This window comes from Micromonospora sp. DT48, assembly GCF_049844495.1.
Classification (GTDB): Bacteria; Actinomycetota; Actinomycetes; order Mycobacteriales; family Micromonosporaceae; genus Micromonospora.
This window is the reverse complement of the sequence record NZ_JBNCLE010000020.1, coordinates 33,622-48,147: the sequence shown is the minus strand read 5'-3', so window position 1 is coordinate 48,147 and position 14,526 is coordinate 33,622. Positions and strand designations below refer to the sequence as shown.

13 protein-coding genes are annotated in these 14,526 nt (G+C 70.7%); 5 read left to right on the top strand and 8 right to left on the bottom strand.

Going from position 1 to position 14,526, the window contains the following annotated elements:
- Window positions 1-5 precede the first annotated feature (5 nt).
- The 3 genes from ACLQ2S_RS22370 to ACLQ2S_RS22360 form a co-directional block, all read right to left on the bottom strand.
- A complete protein-coding gene (locus tag ACLQ2S_RS22370) occupies window positions 6-1,280 on the bottom strand; it encodes an ABC transporter substrate-binding protein (RefSeq protein WP_309223716.1) in 1,275 nt (424 codons plus the stop codon).
- Between the two features lie 655 nt (window positions 1,281-1,935).
- Window positions 1,936-2,670 (bottom strand): hypothetical protein, encoded by a 735-nt coding sequence (locus ACLQ2S_RS22365; protein WP_425702650.1) that lies wholly within the window; start codon window positions 2,668-2,670, stop codon window positions 1,936-1,938.
- Complete coding sequence (locus tag ACLQ2S_RS22360; protein ID WP_309223714.1) at window positions 2,663-3,250, bottom strand: RNA polymerase sigma factor; 588 nt, start codon at window positions 3,248-3,250, stop codon at window positions 2,663-2,665. Before ACLQ2S_RS22360 ends, ACLQ2S_RS22365 begins: the two co-directional genes overlap by 8 nt.
- Window positions 3,251-3,275: 25 nt before the next feature.
- Here ACLQ2S_RS22360 and ACLQ2S_RS22355 point away from each other — a divergent pair, with 25 nt between their 5' ends.
- Window positions 3,276-4,562 carry a YncE family protein gene (locus tag ACLQ2S_RS22355; RefSeq protein WP_425702648.1) on the top strand — a complete coding sequence of 429 codons (1,287 nt, stop codon included), beginning with the start codon at window positions 3,276-3,278 and terminating at the stop codon, window positions 4,560-4,562.
- Between the two features lie 148 nt (window positions 4,563-4,710).
- Window positions 4,711-5,133 carry a roadblock/LC7 domain-containing protein gene (locus tag ACLQ2S_RS22350; protein ID WP_155221285.1) on the top strand — a complete coding sequence of 141 codons (423 nt, stop codon included), beginning with the start codon at window positions 4,711-4,713 and terminating at the stop codon, window positions 5,131-5,133.
- A 15-nt stretch (window positions 5,134-5,148) separates the two neighbouring features.
- Here ACLQ2S_RS22350 and ACLQ2S_RS22345 read toward each other — a convergent pair whose 3' ends face one another.
- Window positions 5,149-5,553 (bottom strand): DUF2267 domain-containing protein, encoded by a 405-nt coding sequence (locus tag ACLQ2S_RS22345; protein WP_309223712.1) that lies wholly within the window; start codon window positions 5,551-5,553, stop codon window positions 5,149-5,151.
- 167 nt (window positions 5,554-5,720) lie between these two features.
- Here ACLQ2S_RS22345 and ACLQ2S_RS22340 point away from each other — a divergent pair, with 167 nt between their 5' ends.
- Together ACLQ2S_RS22340 and ACLQ2S_RS22335 are read left to right on the top strand one after the other, a co-directional pair.
- Entirely contained in the window at window positions 5,721-6,590 is an 870-nt protein-coding gene (locus ACLQ2S_RS22340) for an AraC family transcriptional regulator (RefSeq protein WP_155221283.1), read from the top strand.
- A 137-nt stretch (window positions 6,591-6,727) separates the two neighbouring features.
- The gene (locus tag ACLQ2S_RS22335) at window positions 6,728-8,782 is read left to right on the top strand and encodes an alpha-glucuronidase (protein WP_155221281.1); all 2,055 of its coding nucleotides are present in this window, start codon (window positions 6,728-6,730) and stop codon (window positions 8,780-8,782) included.
- Window positions 8,783-8,876: 94 nt separating this feature from the next.
- On the opposite strand, the gene ACLQ2S_RS22330 is transcribed toward ACLQ2S_RS22335, so the two are convergent.
- Window positions 8,877-9,527, bottom strand: a complete 651-nt coding sequence (locus ACLQ2S_RS22330) for a class I SAM-dependent methyltransferase (protein ID WP_155221279.1) — start codon at window positions 9,525-9,527, stop codon at window positions 8,877-8,879.
- Window positions 9,528-9,614: 87 nt separating this feature from the next.
- On the opposite strand from ACLQ2S_RS22330, the gene ACLQ2S_RS22325 reads away from it, so the two are divergent.
- Complete coding sequence (locus ACLQ2S_RS22325; protein WP_155221277.1) at window positions 9,615-10,553, top strand: AraC family transcriptional regulator; 939 nt, start codon at window positions 9,615-9,617, stop codon at window positions 10,551-10,553.
- A gap of 12 nt (window positions 10,554-10,565) precedes the next feature.
- Here ACLQ2S_RS22325 and ACLQ2S_RS22320 read toward each other — a convergent pair whose 3' ends face one another.
- The 3 genes from ACLQ2S_RS22320 to ACLQ2S_RS22310 form a co-directional block, all read right to left on the bottom strand.
- On the bottom strand, window positions 10,566-11,249 hold the full coding sequence (locus ACLQ2S_RS22320) for a DUF624 domain-containing protein (RefSeq protein ID WP_309223711.1): 684 nt from the start codon (window positions 11,247-11,249) through the stop codon (window positions 10,566-10,568).
- Window positions 11,246-12,766 (bottom strand): GH39 family glycosyl hydrolase, encoded by a 1,521-nt coding sequence (locus ACLQ2S_RS22315; protein WP_155221275.1) that lies wholly within the window; start codon window positions 12,764-12,766, stop codon window positions 11,246-11,248. The genes ACLQ2S_RS22320 and ACLQ2S_RS22315 overlap by 4 nt, the downstream gene beginning before the upstream one ends.
- Window positions 12,767-12,842: 76 nt before the next feature.
- Window positions 12,843-14,480, bottom strand: a complete 1,638-nt coding sequence (locus tag ACLQ2S_RS22310; RefSeq protein WP_155221273.1) for an extracellular solute-binding protein — start codon at window positions 14,478-14,480, stop codon at window positions 12,843-12,845.
- Window positions 14,481-14,526 lie beyond the last annotated feature (46 nt).

Here is a 14,526-nt window from a genome sequence, read left to right as displayed (position 1 = left end):
TGGGACTACTGAGCCCTCTTGGCGGCGGTCTTGACCGCGTCGACGATGCTCTGCGGGTCGCCCTTACCGGCCAGCATGTTCACCACGGCGGTGTTCAGGGCGTTGCCGACGTTCTGGCCGTAGACGGTGTCGAGCCACTGCGAGACGAACGGCGCCTGGCTGTAGGCGGTGAGGATGGACTGCAGGTGCGGCTCCTGGACCGCCGCCTGCGCCTCGATGTTGACCGGCGGGGCGCTGAACGCCTCGTAGTAGGCCTTCTGCACGTCGGTGCGCGCGATGTAGTTCAGGAAGGCGGTGCACTCGGCCTTGGGGGCCTGCGCCGAGCAGGAGTAGCCGTCGACGCCGCCGAGGATGGCTCCGGGCTGACCGGCACCGCCCTCGATGCTCGGGAAGGGGAACCAGTCCAGGTCGGGCAGCGGCTTCTTGTCCGGGGTGAGGTCGCCGATGACGCCCGGGTTCCAGGCACCCATCAGCTCCATCGCCGCCTTGTGGTTGGCGAGCAGACCGGCGGAGCTACCGGCGCCCTGCTGCGCCGAGGTGGTCAGGAAGCCGTTGTTGAACGGTTCGGTCGCGGCGAAGTTCTGCACGTCCTGACCGGCCTTGAGCCAGCAGGGGTCGTCGAAGTTCATCGTCTGACCGGCCTGGGTGATGGTCTCCGAGCTGCACTCACGCAGCGCGAAGAAGTAGTAGTAGAAGGCCGCCGGCCAGGCGTCCTTCGCGCCGAGGGCGATCGGCTGCACGCCCGCCGCCTTCAGCTTGGCCACGGCGTCCTGCAGCTCGGCGAGGGTGGACGGCGGCTGGGTGATGCCGGCCTTGGCGAACAGGTCCTTGCTGTAGAAGAAGCCACCGGGCAGGACCGCCACCGGCATCGCGTAGACCTTGCCGTCGATCGTCTGCGCGGTGAAGGACCCCTCCGAGATCACCTTCTTGGTGTCGTCGGTGATCGAGTCCGTGATGTCCATCAGCTGGCCGGCCTTGACCATCGCGGCCATCTTGCCGCCACCGCGCTGCATGAACACGTCGGGAGCGTCGCCGGAGTTGAGGGCCGTCTGGAGCTTGCCGTCCAGGTCCTCGTTCTGGATCGACTGAATCTCGATCTTCACGTTCTCGTTGGCGGCCTCGAAGTCGGCGACGGTCTTCTCCCAGAAGGCCTTGCCCTCGCCGGTCGTGGCGTTGTGCCAGAAGGACATGGTGACCGAGCCGTCGCTGTTGCGACCCTCAGAGTCGCCACCCCCGCAGGCCGCCGTCGCCAGGACGCCGGTCGCCAGGGCTACCGACACAGCCAGTAGTTTTCTCGCCCTCATCAATCTTCCTCTCTGCGGAGTCTGCCCACCAGAGGCACCCCTGCGAGCGGATCCATCGACCGGCACGCGGATCGAGGACGTCGAGGGCTGCCTCCTGTCGACAGGCGCTGGTCCGGGCTCGGCTCGCGGTCACGTCGCGATCAACCTCGGAGTGACCCAGGCCACCGACGGCCAAAACGGTCGCAGACTTATCCGAAAAAAACAAGACACGTTTCCGAAACTTTCATAGAGCAAGACGGTATACCGAGATCTCTTCGTCGGCCCGACTTATCGGCGGGGGAGCAGGAGGCTGACGACGGTGGCTCTGCGTGACAAGGTGTTTGCGCTAACAAACAATGGGGTCGACCCTCGTCCGAATCGTCCGGAAGGCCGGTCTGGAACCGCCGTGCGGATATCCGACAGACGGCTGTGCCGTCCCACAGTCCCGGAAAAATCCCGGTAGGTTCCGACGGTCGGTCACCGCGTACCGGGCAGAGCATCGGGCCGATGCCCGGGCCGTGACGTTACCCCGGACAGCGGTGGACGGGGAACGGGTGTCCTCCGGCGCACCGGCGGATGATCACGCTGCCAACCGCCATTCGGCGGACCGAGTCGCTTTCTCAGATCGCCGGTGCCCGGACGCGGTGAGTGCTCACTCCAGGGTGACGGCAATCGCGACCGCCTCGGTCGCGGTCAGGTCGCCTTCCAGCCGGTAGGTCATTCCGGCGTCCTCCCAGATCAGGGTCGCCGCGGCGAGCCGGGCGCTCTCCTGACGGACGACGCCGTCGCGGTCCACGTAGGAGACCGGGTGTGGTCCGTCGATCCAGATCGCCGGGGCCGTGCCGACCGACGTCCACCGGGTCTGCGATCCGCTGGCCTGCTTGTAGAAGACCAGATCGAGTCGGCCGTCGAAGGTGTCCAGGCGGACGGTGCCGTCCCGGTAGAGCAGGGTCACCAACCGGTGCCCGCCCTCGGCGTCCGGGTCGGCCACCAGCGCCTGTTCGGGCAGCCCCAGCACGGCGGGGGCCCGGATCGGAAAACGCACCAGCCGCTGCGCCTCGTCGAGCGTGGCGTTGCGTTGGGCGGGCGGCGGCGACCCGACGCCGGTCGGCGGTGGCGGCGCGGGGGAGGTGCTGACGGTGATGCCGGCGAAACGCAGCAGGCCCGCCACCGCGTCGGCCAGCGCGGCCCGCCCCGGCGGCAGCACCGCCACCAGTAGCGCGGCCAGCGCCGCCGCCAGCGCGTACCGCCAGCGCCGTCGGCGCACCACGCGGCGGGTGTCCGGCGCGGCGGCCAGCCGGGCGCGGACCTCGGCGGCGACCTGCGGCGGCTCGGGGGTCTCCAACCACGCGGCCAGCTCGCGCAGCTCCCTCTCCAGGTCATCCACGGCTGGCCTCCTCGACCGCGAGCAGGCCGCGCAGCTTCACCAACGCGCGTGAGGTACGCGACTTCACGGTGCCCCGGGGCCAACCCAGCATGGTGACCGTCTCCTCCTCGCTGAGTTCCAGCAGGTACCGGCAGACGATCACCTCCCGGTCCCGGGACGGCAGCGACCGCAGGGCCCGCACCAGCGCGGCCCGACGCTCCCCGGCAAGGACCGCGTCGACGGCGTCGTCCTCGACGATCTCCGCGCCCGGCTCCACGCGCGCCGCGCGCAGCACCAGGCCGTTGCGTCTTTCCCGGGTACGGTGCAGATTGCGGGTCTCGTTGGCCACGATGGCCAGCAGCCAGGAGCGGAACGACGACTCGCCACGGTAGCGGTCGAGCTTGCGGTATCCCTTCACGAACGCCTCCTGGATGACGTCCTCGGCGTCGGAGCCCGCGCCGAGCAGCACCGCCGTGCGGTGCGCGGCCGCAGTGTGCCGGGCGACCAGGAATTCGTACGCCTCCAGGTCACCTGCCTGCGCGCGGGTGACGAACTGCTCGTCGTCCAGGACAACCTCCGGTGGGAACACCCCTGTTGACACCGCCGGAGCCGGGAAGGTTCCACCCGTGGCACGGGAACCCTCGGCACCCCGGTGGTGTCACCCGGACATGATGGCGAACACGACGATCTCGCGGCGTACCCTGCTGACCGTGCTGGCCGGGGCCGGAGCCGCCGCCCTGACCGGCTGCGACCCGACCGCCGCCTCCGCCGACCCGGTGCCGGACCCGCTGCTCGTCACCGACGACGGTGGCCTGACCCTGTTGCGCGGCACCGACCGGCAGACGCTCGGTGCCGGAGTGGCCACCGCCGACGGGCGGCTGGTCTACACGGCCGTCGCGGACGGTGCCGACACGGCTCTGCGCCGCGTCGACGCCGCCAGCGGCAACGCCTCCGAGCGGGTACGGCTACCCGGCCGATGGGTGCCGCAGACCGTCTCCACCGACGGCACCCGACTGGCGCTGACCACCGAAGCGCTCAGCGCCACCGGGGACCGGCCAGCCGGGCGCGACGAGACACTGGTGTTGATCGCCGACTCCGGTGGCGTGCGGCAACGGCTGCGGCTGCCGGGCAACGTGGTGCCGGAGGCGTTCACCCACGACCTCACCGGGCTGTTCGTGCTGGAGTGGCTGCCACCGGCCGCGCCGGACCGCTACCGGGTGCGTCTGGTCGACCTCGCCACCGGGATCGCCGGTCGGCTGCTGACCCGCACCAAGGAAGTGGTGCCGGAGGAGGCGGAGGAGGAGATGCGCGGCGACGGGCGGCAGGCGGTCCTGGCGCCGAACCACACGGTGCTCTACACGCTCTACACCCACCAGCCGGACCACCGGCACACCCGGGACCGGATCAGCGGTCGGCCGGGCAGCGACGTGCACGCCTTCGTACACACGCTGCACCTCGAACAGCGGTGGGCGTACTGCGTGGACCTGCCGCACCCGTTCGGGGAAGGCGCCGCCGAGGGCCACACCATGGCGCTGACCCCCGACGGCAGCCGGCTCTACGTCGCCGACGTCGGCTCCGGCGCGGTCGCGGAGATCTCCACCGAGGAGCTGACCGTACGCCGCACGGCCACCCTCGCCGCCGACCGCGCTCCGGCCTTCGCGGCGGCCTCCACGAAGCGGCTGTACCTGGGCTCGGGAACCGGGGTGCGGGCCGTGGACCTGACCGGTCTCACCGTCACCGCCGAGCAGGCGACGGACCCGGTCACCGGTCTCGCGCTCAGTCCGGACGGCAGCCGCCTCTACCTGGGCCATCGGGCTGTGGTGTCCTGGCAGGACGCGGACTCCGGCGGGGAACTCGGTCGGGTCGGCGTGCCCGGCCTGGCGGGCCTGCACGGACCTGCCCGGCCGGTCTGACCCAATCCGTCTCGGCGGGGGCAACCGCACCGAGCTGTTGGCCCCCGCTTCGTACCATCCTGGCCGGGCCGTCGTGCTGAACGGACAGCCCGCGGACTGAGCCTGAACCGGCCCGTACCAACCGGTTCGCCCAACGAGAGGACCTGCCATGACTCCTGCGGTCGCCACCGCCGACAACCTCAGCAGCGCGCTCGACGACATCGTCGACCGCGTGCCGGGGGCACAGTTCGCGGTGGTGCTCTCCCCGGACGGGCTCCTGCTGGGCGCCTCCCGGGGCATCGACGACGAACTCGCCACCGAGCTGTCCGGCATGGTCTGTGGGCTCCAGGCGCTGGGCCTGGCCGCCGCGCAGGTCTGCGGAGACGGTGAGCTGCACCAGGTCGTGGTGCAGATGTCCCGGGCGTTCCTGTTCCACGCCACCACCGGCAGCGGCGCCGTCCTCGCCGTCGGGATCGACGGCGATGCGGAGGTCGGCGACATGGCGTACGAGGTTGCGCTCTTCGTCGCCCAGGCCGGCGACCACCTTCCGGTGTACCTGGAGCCGGCGACCGGGGCCGCCCAGGCCGAGTGACCGCCGAGGGCGTGATCAGCCCCGCTCGTGCTGCGCGTCGTACTGTGGGGCAGGATTCGCCACCTGCCAGAACTCGGCGGGCAGGAACGCGATGACGTCGTCGTACTGGCTGGCCTCGACGGCCTCGCGGAGGGTGTCCAGGACCGCCCGGATGCCCGCTGCCGCCGTCTCGGGGTCGACGTCCGAGCGTCCCGCGACCCGCTGCACGAAAACGTCGAGCCCGAAGCGTTCGGCGCTCTCCTGCGGGCCGAACGCGTACGCGCGCAGACCCTCCGGCAGGTGACGGGCGAGGTCGCGTGCCTCACCTCCGTCGATCCGCTCCGCCAGGGTGGTCAGCGTGGCCCGCGCGATGGCGGTCGCCTGTTCTGCCGAGCTCCCTGTGCGGCTCGCCACCGAGTCGATGAACTGGTCGTCGTCCACCTCGCCGTACCCCTCTCGCCGCGGATCCGGCGTCTACCCGCCCGCCGGCCGCCCAAACGACGGCGCGCCCCGAGCGACCGCCCGCTTTCACATGATCGGATCGGGCCAGGACGATCGGGCGCGGACCGCCTCGCGCGGGCCAGGCTTGACGTCGAAAAGGGGGCTTCATGATCTCGGCACTCAACCGGCTTGTCGACCTCGTCGAGGAGCACCTCACCGAGGAACTCGACGTCACCGCGTCGGCTCGGGCACTCGGCACGACCGAGTACCACCTGCGGCGGATGTTCTCGTCGCTGGCCGGCATGCCGCTGTCGGAGTACGTACGTCGGCGGCGCATGACCGTCGCCGCGGGCGACGTCGTCCGGGGTGAGGACGACCTGCTCAGCATCGCGGTGCGGTACGGGTACGGCTCGACGGAGGCGTTCGGCCGTGCGTTCCGGGCCGTCCACGGCGTCGGCCCCGGCGACGCTCGTCGCGATGGTGGCCCCCTTCGTACTCAACCGCAGCTCAGGTTCCGCCTGACCGTCGAAGGGAGCACCCCCGTGGACACCCGCATCGTCGACCGGCCCGGGTTGCGGCTCGTCGGACACGCCGCCCGCGTTCCGCTCATCCACCACGGGGTCAATCCGCACATCCAGCGGCACATCGCCGCCCTACCCGCCGAGGAGCACCAGCGCCTGAAGCAGCTCAGCGACACCGAGCCGGCGGGCCTGCTCCAGGTCACCGCCGACATCGGCCCGGACGCGGTCGAGGGCACCGAGCTGACCTACCTGCACGGGGTCGCGGTCAGCCACGACACCGGCGTCCCGGACGACCTCGACAGCATCGAGGTACCGGCCGGTGCGTGGGCGGTCTTCCGCACGGCCGGACCCCATCCGCAGGCCCTGCAACGGACCTGGACGGCGACCGCCGCGGAGTGGTTCCCGTCGAACCCGTGGCGGCTTCGGCCCGGTCCGTCGATGGTCGCGATCCTCGAACGCGCGGCCGACTTCAGCACCGCAACCTGCGAGTTGTGGTTGCCCGTCGAACCGGCCTGACGGCTACCGCCATCCGGTGGCGGTCGGGGCGGCGCCACCTGAATCACCGGCCGGTGGGCCCGCCACCCCCCAGCGTGCCCACCGGTACCTTCCGGAAGTATCTTGACGCCCCTGTCGGAATCGTTACGATCTGCGCGATGAGCCGCCCCGCTTCGACCGACGTCCACCCCGCCTGGTTGCCGCCCGAGGCGTTCCGCGCGATCGGCTCCCGGCACTGCCTCGTGCTCGGCGACGGCAGCCTCGTGGACACGGTCGTCGCCGAGATCGAGCAGGCCAGCGCCGTCCACGGGGGCAGCGTCCGGCGCGGGACGGCCGGGCCGGCACCGAGCCTGGTGCTCGCCCTGGTGTCGGCCGCCGACGGCGGCCCCACCGAACTCGACGCCGTGCTGGCCGAGCTGGACGCGGCCGACGACGGGCCACTCGGCGCGGAGGGCTACGCGCTGGCCCGCCACGGTGAGGTCACCGTGGTGCTCGCCGACGAACCGGCCGGGCTCCTCTACGGGCTGTTCCACGTCGTCCGGCTCGGCGAGTCGGCGTTCGGCGCACCCCGGGCGGCACGGCGGCACCGTCCCGCGATGCGCCGCCGGATGCTCGACCACTGGGACAACGTCGACGTGCACCCGGTGATGGGGCAGGTCGAACGCGGCTACTCCGGCGGGTCGATCTTCTGGAGCGACGGTCGTCCCCGACGCGACCGCCACCGGCTGTGGGCGTACGCGCGACTGCTGGCCGCGTGCGGGATCAACGCGGTGGCGGTGAACAACGTCAACGTGCACGCCGCCGAGGCGCGGCTGCTCACCGAGCGACTCGACGAGGTCGCCGAGATCGCCGACGAGTTCCGCCCGTACGGCATCCGGGTGCATCTGTCGGTCACCTTCGCCGCACCCGTCGTCCTCGCCGGGCTGCCCACCGCGGACCCGCTCGACGAGGCGGTGCGGGCGTGGTGGGCCGAGACCACCCGGGCGGTGTACGCCCGCATCCCCGACTTCGGCGGCTACGTGGTGAAGGCCGACTCGGAGGGGCAGCCGGGCCCGTTCAGCTACGGCCGCGACCACGCCGACGGCGCGAATCTGCTCGCCGAGGCGCTGGCGCCGCACGGCGGTGTGGTGCACTGGCGGGCCTTCGTCTACAACCACCAGCAGGACTGGCGGGACCGCTCGACCGACCGTGCCCGCGCCGCCTACGACCACTTCGCCCCACTCGACGGCCGCTTCGGCGACAACGTCATCGTGCAGGTCAAGCACGGTCCGATGGACTTCCAGACCCGGGAGCCCGTCTCCCCGGTGATCACGGCGATGCCCGACACCCGGCTGGCGGTGGAGTTCCAGGTCACGCAGGAGTACACCGGTCAGCAGCGGCACGTGTGCTACCTGGCTCCCTGGTGGAGCGAGGTGCTCCGGTTCGGTTGGGGCGACGACGGGCAGACCGTCTCCGGCGTGGCCGCCGACGGCGGTGGCCTGGTGGCCGTCTCCAATGTGGGTGACGACCCGTTCTGGACCGGGCATCCGCTGGCCCAGGCCAACCTGTACGCGTTCGGTCGACTCGCCTGGGATCCGCGACTGAGCCCGGCGGTGGTGCTCGACGAGTGGATCGAGCTGACGTTCCACCCGGAGACCGTCGCCGACCCGGACCTGCTCCGCCGCACCGTCCACGAGATCATGGACGACTCGTGGCGCACCTACGAGCGGTACACCGCCCCACTGGGCGTGGGGTTCATGGTGCGGCCGGGGAGCCACTACGGCCCGGACGTCGACGGGTACGAGTACACCCCGTGGGGGACGTACCATTTCGCCGACCGGGACGGCGTGGGCGTGGACCGCACCCGGGCCACCGGCACCGGCTTCACCGGCCAGTACCCACGGCCGTGGTCCCGGGTGTACGAATCCCCGGACACCTGCCCCGACGAGCTGCTGCTCTTCTTCCACCACGTGCCGTACGAGCACGTGCTGCACAGCGGACGCACCGTCATCCAGCACATCTACGACACCCACTTCGACGGGGTGGCCGAGGTGGAGGCGGCCCGCCTGCGGTGGAAGTCGCTGGTCGGGCTGGTCGACGCGGCCGTGCACGCCCGGGTGACCGAGCGGCTCGACGAGCAGCTGCGCTGCGCGCGAGAGTGGCGTGACCAGGTCAACGCCTACTTCCACCGAAAGTCCGGGGTGCCCGACGCGCACGGCCGGCCGCTGCACTGAGCCCGGCCGCCGACCGGTGCGCACCGGGGCCTCGCCGGGGTGCCGGAGCCGTTCCCGTGCCGGGGCGTCGACGGCTGGCAGGTCGGGCGCGGGTTCAGGGTGCCTCGGCGCGGTAGAAGGCGTACCGGCCGAACCACGCCCTGCCGCCGCCGTTGGTCGCCGGGCGGATCAGATCCGCGTCGATCAGCGCGGCGAGCACCCGTTCGGGGACGCTGGCGGCCATCCGGGGGTTGCGGTGCGCCACGCGTTTCCCCCGGTCCGACAGGGTGCCGTCGATGTCCAGCACGTGCAGCTCGCCGCCGCGTCGCAGTACCCGCCGGGCCTCGCGTAACGCCCGTGCCCGCTCGCCGTCGTCCAGGTGGTGCAGCATGAAGGCGGACAGCACCCGGTCGACGCTGTCGTCGGGCAGAGGTAGCGCCCCGGCGAACGCCTGGTGGTAATGGATCGGCAGGTTGGCGCGCGTCGCCTTGCGGCGGGCGCGGCGCAGGGCGGCCGGGTCGGGGTCGATGCCCAGGGCGACGGTGTCCGGGTGGCGGTGCGCCAGCGCGGTCAGGAGGTTTCCGGTACCACAGCCGATTTCGAGGATCCGCTGGCCGGACCGGAGGTTCGCCCGGTCCATCAGTTGTCCGTGCAGACGTCCGACGCCCGCGAGGCGGGAGAACGGATCGTAGATCGGCAACAGCCAGTGCTTACCCATGCCGGGCAGGTACTGCTGTGCGTCCGTGTGGTGCGGCTGTCCGGTCATTCGACGCTCCGAGATCAGATGAAGTTCGGTCGTACTCTTAGCGTCGTGGAGCGTGACACCATGGACAATGGCGTAACTGTGGATCGGATGCGACGAAGTTTGGCCTCCGGTCCGCAGGCTGTCGGGGTGACCGGCCGGGGCGTACCGGTGATCGGGTTCGACCGGGCGGCGGGCGTCGCGCCGGTCGCCGTGGCTCGGGTCCCGCAGGGCGAGCCGGTGGCCCATCCGATCGCCGACGGTGCCCACACCCACGACTTCCTGGTGCTCTTCTACGCACGCCGGGCCGCCGGTCGGTTGGAGATCGACAATCGCAGGTGGACGGTGGCCGACGGGGACCTGTTCGTCATCGCACCGGGGCAGGTGGTCGCCTTCCCGGAGCCGATCGACGTGACGGTCACCGACGGATGGGCGGTGTGGTTTCCGGCCGACGTGGTGCGCCCGGGCACGCCCGGCGCCTACTCGTCGTGGCGGTCGCACCCGCTGCTCCTGCCGTTCGCCCGTGGCACCGACCGGGCACAGCGGCTGCGCGTACCGCCGTCCGACCGGGACGCCTGGGTCGAACGCCTCGCCGCGCTCGACGCCGAGTTGCGGGCCCGACGCGACGGCCACCGGGAGGCCGCGCTCGCGCACCTGACCCTGTTGTTGGTGGCCGTGGCCCGGATGTCGACAGACGTCGCCGACCAACTCCGCGCGGCGGAGGAGCCGCTGCTGGCGGCGGTCTTCGACGTCATCGAGCGGCGTTACCAGGAGCCGATCTCGCTCGCCGATGTCGCCGCCGACCTGGCGCTCACCGCCGGCCACCTCACCACCGTGGTACGCCGCAAGACCGGCCGGACGGTGCAGCAGTGGATCGCGCAACGTCGCATGCAGCAGGCGCGGTCGCTGCTCACCGACACCGACCTGACCGTGGCGGCGATCAGCCGACGGGTCGGTTACCCGGACGTCAGCTACTTCATCAAACGCTTCCGCGCCGAGCACGGGGTGACCCCGACCCAGTGGCGTGATCCCGCGTCCGGCGCGTCCTGAGCGTCGGCCGGGTCACTGCACGAACTCGTCCCGGACGATGTCGATCATCGGGGTGCCACCGCGCACCAGCGCCAGCGCCAGCACCGAGCCGAGGGCGGCCAGCGCCGCCTCCGAGGTGGCCACGGTGAGCGCCGTCGCCGCGACCAGCAGCAACGCGGTGCCGACGGCGACCACCGGGGTACGCAGCACGAAGTACCCGGCCAGCCGGAACACGTCGCGCAACCGGAACGTGAACAGCGACGTGATCACCAGCGCGTTGAGCCCGACCACGCACACCCCGGCACCGACCAGCACCAGCGGCGCCGCCCACCAACCCGGCACTCCCGCCGCCGGCAGGTTGACCAGGTTGACCGCGATCACGGTCAGCCAGAGCAGCGTCGGCACCCAGACCAGCAGCGAGCCGGTCAGGTTGGCCCGGTAACCGCGCCAGAACAGTCGCCACGGGTGCAGTTCGGTCAGGTCGAGGCGCTGACGGTGCAGGGCGTACAGCGCGGCGGAGAAGGCCGGGCCGAGCGGCACCGCACAGACGGCGACCAGCGGCAGGTTGCTCACGTGCCGTTCCAGGGCGAACAGCGCCACCAGGCCGGGGGCCGCACAGACCAGCAGCAGCAACTCCACCACGAGCAGCGTGTAGACCAGCGCCGCGACCCGGGACAGCGGGCCGGCGCCGAACTCCCGGCGGGCGGCGGTGCTCACGTCGACTCCTGGCCGAGTAGACGTCTCTCGTCCCACCAGGGTGGCGTCTCGTCGCTCACCGCGCTCACCTCGGCCAGGGTCACCTCGTGCCGGGTGAGGTGCAGGTCCACCTCGACGCGACCGGCCCGCACCGGCAGCGCGCGGTGCTGCCGGGCCGGTTCGGCCGCCTGCCGCAGGACGTCCAGTTGTCGGGCGGTGGGGGAGGCCGGCCGACCCAGCTCGCACCAGGCCCGCCAGGCGTTGCCGGCCACCTCGCTGACCGAGGAGCGCAGCAGGAAGGCGCTGCGGGCCGTCCCGTCGGTGATCGGTAGTGACAGGCGGACGGTGTGGTTGTCGACCGGGTCGCGGCCGGTGACGTCCACCGGAGCCCAGGCGAGCACGGCGATCCGGCCGGTGTCGTCGCGGGTGACCAGGTGATCGGCGCCGCGAGCCAGGATCTGCCCGCCCAGCCGGTTCATGAAGGCGTACAGGTGGAAGGTGGGCTTGCGGATCTGCCGGTGGGTGAGCAGCCCGAACCCGCCGTGGAACAGGGTGGTCGGCACACCCACCTCCTCGAACACGTCGCTGAAGGTCCAGTACGCGAACGAGTCGACCAGGTCGCCACCGCTCGCCAGCACCGGGGCCAGATAGGCGGCGTGGAAGGCGGTGTCGTGGATCGGGTTGTCCGGCCGGTAGGAGCTGTTGAACTCGGTGATGTGCACCGGCAGGTCGGCCAGCGCGGTGCCGGCGAGCAACCGGCGAGGGCTGCCGAACTGCTCCAGCAGCCGCCCCGCCGGTGCCAGGTCCTGGTGTACGCCGAACGGTACGTGTTGGGCCGGGCCGGAGGTGTAGGCGTGCCGGCTGACGAAGTCGACCGGCACCGAGCGGTCGGTGACGAACTCGGCGAACCGGGGCAGCCAGGTGTCGTCGGCACCGGGGGAGAGCGCCGGGCCACCGACCTGGAGGTCGGCGTCGACGTCCTTGACCGCGTGCGCGCTCACCTCGTAGAGCCGGTGGTAGGCGTCGGCGTCCGCGCCCTGCCAGAACTCCTTCAGATCGGGCTCGTTCCACACCTCGATCGGCCAGCCACGCACCTCGTCGAGGCCGTACCGGTCGACGAGGTGGGCGACGGTGGTCCGGACCAGGTCGGCCCACTCCCGGTGCGATCGGGGCGGGGTGACGTTGCCCTGCCACCAGAACACCGTCTGATCTCCACTGGCCAGCCCGGAGGGCATGAAGCCCAACTCCACGAACGGCCGGATGCCCAGCTCCAGGTACGCGTCGACGACCTGGTCGACGTAGCCGAAGGCGTGCCGGACGTGGCGTCGCCCCTGGTACTCGTACGGGCGGTACACGCCCACGCCGTCACTGAGCAGGCCGTGCCCCCGGATGTGCCGGAAGCCGATCTCGCGTTGGATCAGCGCCAGCGAGTCCTGGTAGTCGCGCCGCAGGGCCAGGTCGAACCGGCCGGTGCCGACCGCGAAGCGCCACGCGTCGCTCAGCCGGCCGACGGGTTGCTCCGCAACGGTGATGCGCATCGTCGTCCTCGTGCTCGTGGGTGGTGGAGGGTGTCCGGTCCGGCCGCGCCGACCCCGACCGGACCGGACACGTCACCTAGTTCTTCTCCTGGTAGCGCTTGTACGCGTTGTTGACCGTCTCCAGGTAGGCGTCCATGTTCTTGCTCTTCAGCTCCGCCACGTAGGCGTCCCACTCGGCGAAGTCACGCTGCCCGAGGATGAACTGGAGCGTGGCCTGGTAGACGTGGTCCTTCAGCGGCGTCTCCCAGAGCGACACCTGCTCCCGCTCCTCGTCGCTGAGCGGGTACGGCGGCGGCGGCGACTTCGGCGCGCGGGCGTTCATCACCTTCTGGAACTCCTGCTCCTCGGGGGAGAAGAACGCCTGCACCAGTTCGGGCTTGCCGCCGTAGGAGAACACTCCGTTGCCGAAGCCGAAGTCCTTCTGCAGGTGCTTGGGCGCACCGGGGTTGAGGCCGATCATGTCGACGTCCGGGGCGAGGGTGGGCTTGCCGGAGCTGTCCTTGACGTAGGTGGTGCCCTCGACGCCCCACTTGGCGAAGTGCTGGCCCTCGTCGGAGTACCAGAGCCAGTCGACGAACTGCATCATGGCCACGAAGTTCTTGCTGTCGCGGGCCTTCGAGGAGATCATCATGCCGTTCTCGAGCCGGCTGGCCGGGTTGATCTCGCCGGCCGGTCCGATCGGCAGCGGGATCTTGGTGATCTTCGCCTTCGGGTTGGTCGCGGCCAGGTCGGGCCGGTAGTCGTTGACCAACGTCTGCGCGTTGCTGCTGATCACGAAGGACTTGCTGTTGGCGAGCTTCTGCCGGGCCAGGTCGTCGGTCTGGGTGAAGCTCTCCGGGTCGAGCAGCTTCTCCTTCACCAGCTTGTTGAGGTACTCCAGCATGTGCCGGTAGTGCTCGGTGGCACCGGTGTACTCGAACTGCTGCGCCTGCTCGTTCCAGTTGACGTGCTGGAAGTTCCAGCCCGCACCGGCCAGGCCGTGCGACACGGCCAGCATGTTGAGCAGGTTGCCGGCGGGGTTGGGCTGGCTGAACCGGTCGGAGAACGGGTAGACGTCCGGGTACGCCGCCTTCATCGCCTTGAGCATGGTGTAGACGTCGTCCCAGGTCTTCGGGATCTCGAGGTTCAGCTCTTCGAGGATGTCGGTGCGGACCGCCAGGGAGTACTCGTGCCACGGCTTCTCGTGCAGACCGGGCAGCAGGTAGAACTTGCCGTCCTGCTGGCGCAGGGTGTCGATCTCAGCGTTGAGGTTCCACTTCTCGATCTTGTCCTTGAAGTTCGGCATCAGATCGAGGTAGTCGCTGACCGGCAGGATCGCCCCCGAGGAGACGTACGCGTGCACGTCCGGCGGATAGGTCTTGGGGATGAGCAGCGGGGCGTCGCCGGCACCGATGAGCAGGCTGCGCTTCTGGTTGTAGTCGCTCAGCGGGACGGCGACCTTCTCGAGGCTGACGTTCGTCCGGGACTGCAGCTCCGTCCAGAACAGCCAGTCCTCCTTCAACGGATAGTTCGGGTGGTTGTTGTAGAGGACGGAGAAGGAGAGCGGCTCGGTGGCCTTGAACTGGGTGCCGACGGAGTAGTTCTCCATCGCGCCGACCCGGTTCTCCGACAGATCTTCGCTGTCGGAGGAGTCGTCGCCACAGGCGGTGACGCTACTGAGGGCTAGCAGCACGGCAGCAGCCGCCGCCGCGTGACGCCACGATCTGCGGAACATGGCGATTTCCTTTCAACTCGGTGGTGGGAGGGGTGGTTCTCTTCTG

Coding starts and splice junctions, on each gene's coding strand:
- ACLQ2S_RS22350 (WP_155221285.1), top strand. CDS start 4,711: ATGACTCCTGCGGTCGCCACCGCCGACAACCTCAGCAGCGCGCTCGAC.
- ACLQ2S_RS22340 (WP_155221283.1), top strand. CDS start 5,721: ATGATCTCGGCACTCAACCGGCTTGTCGACCTCGTCGAGGAGCACCTC.
- ACLQ2S_RS22335 (WP_155221281.1), top strand. CDS start 6,728: ATGAGCCGCCCCGCTTCGACCGACGTCCACCCCGCCTGGTTGCCGCCC.
- ACLQ2S_RS22330 (WP_155221279.1), bottom strand. CDS start 9,527: ATGACCGGACAGCCGCACCACACGGACGCACAGCAGTACCTGCCCGGC.
- ACLQ2S_RS22325 (WP_155221277.1), top strand. CDS start 9,615: ATGCGACGAAGTTTGGCCTCCGGTCCGCAGGCTGTCGGGGTGACCGGC.
- ACLQ2S_RS22315 (WP_155221275.1), bottom strand. CDS start 12,766: ATGCGCATCACCGTTGCGGAGCAACCCGTCGGCCGGCTGAGCGACGCG.
- ACLQ2S_RS22310 (WP_155221273.1), bottom strand. CDS start 14,480: ATGTTCCGCAGATCGTGGCGTCACGCGGCGGCGGCTGCTGCCGTGCTG.